This is a genomic window from Parabacteroides caecihominis, assembly GCF_023656785.1.
Lineage (GTDB): Bacteria > Bacteroidota > Bacteroidia > Bacteroidales > Tannerellaceae > Parabacteroides > Parabacteroides segnis.
Genome location: NZ_JAMOKS010000090.1, coordinates 1 through 1,340 on the forward strand (window position 1 = coordinate 1; position 1,340 = coordinate 1,340).

Annotated in this window: 1 protein-coding gene; it reads left to right on the plus strand. The window is 35.2% G+C overall.

What is annotated here, in order from left to right; genetic code table 11:
* Positions 1-146: 146 nt before the first annotated feature.
* Positions 147-1,313: an IS4 family transposase gene (locus NBH14_RS28620; protein ID WP_186962113.1), complete on the plus strand. Its 1,167-nt coding sequence runs from the start codon at positions 147-149 to the stop codon at positions 1,311-1,313.
* Positions 1,314-1,340: the final 27 nt, after the last annotated feature.

A 1,340-nucleotide genomic window follows, 5' to 3' on the forward strand; every position in this document is an offset into this window, starting at 1 on the left:
CCACACGTGTCCACTAAAAATCATTAACACTTCCCTTAACTAATAGTTCTATAGCTATTTGCAGCTATATTTATTACGTATACTTTTGAAATGAGTGTATATTTACATTATGCCAAATTGGCAAATAATGCAATTATAGTGTAATTATGCATCAAGGTAAGTTTGTATTCACTCAATTATGTGAGTTTCTTCCTAAAAGAGCGTTTGATTGTTTAGTAGAGAAGTATGAAGGAAACAAGTATGTAAAGTCTTTTACCTGTTGGAATCATCTTCGTGTTCTCATTTTTGGACAATTAACCAATCGAGAAAGTCTCAGAGATTTAGTGACTACATTAAATGCGCACAAAGAAAAGTTTCACCATTTGGGATTTGGTAAAAGTGTGACCCGCAGTAATCTTTCCAAAGCGAATGAAGTTCGAAGTGTAGAGATCTTTGAACAGTATGCTCATAAAGTAATAGAAATTGCTCGTCAAAAGAAAGCTGAAGTCTCCGATTTTTTCATTGAAAACGATTTGTATGCCTTTGATTCTTCTACTATATCCTTTTGTCTTAAGCCGTTTTGGTGGGCATGCCCTTTTAATGAAGAAAAGGGAGGAATGAAGCTCCACACACTCTATGATGTAAAACGTCAAATACCCGTTATGAACTTACTAACAGATCATTCGGTTAGCGACTGTACAATGATGGAACATATTCCTTATGTTCCCAATTCTTTTTATGTGTTTGATAAAGCGTATGTTAGTACACCTCAATTATATAATATCAATACATCAGGAGCATTCTTTGTAGTTCGAAAAAAGAGAAATATGGCATACAAAGTTGTTGAAGAACGATGTTGTAATAATAAGGAAACAGGTGTAATGGCAGATCAAATTGTAGAGTTTACCAGTCGAGTTGCAAAGAAAGGATATCCGAAAGCTATCCGTTGTATTACCTATTATAGCCAAGAGCAAAATGCGACTTATGTCTTCCTGACTAATAATATGGACTTGAAACCGGAAGATATTGCCTTAATTTACAAATACAGATGGAGTATTGAGATCTTCTTTAAGTGGATCAAGCAACATTTAAGAATAAAAGAATTCTATGGAACTTCTGAAAATGCCGTCAAAATACAGATATACTCTGCTATTATCGCTTATTGTGTAGTTGCTATTGCTGAAAATGAGCTGCAATTAGAGGTTTCCACCTATGATGTGTTACGGATATTGAGTGTAGGATTGCTCGACAAAAAGCCGTTTAGTGAGTTGTTCATGGGGACAAAAGATACTGGGTGCCAAATTGACACCCAGTTAAATCTTAATTTTTTTTAGTGGACACGTGTGGTTCGCGAACCGCCC

Coding starts and splice junctions, on each gene's coding strand:
- NBH14_RS28620 (WP_186962113.1), top strand. CDS start 147: ATGCATCAAGGTAAGTTTGTATTCACTCAATTATGTGAGTTTCTTCCT.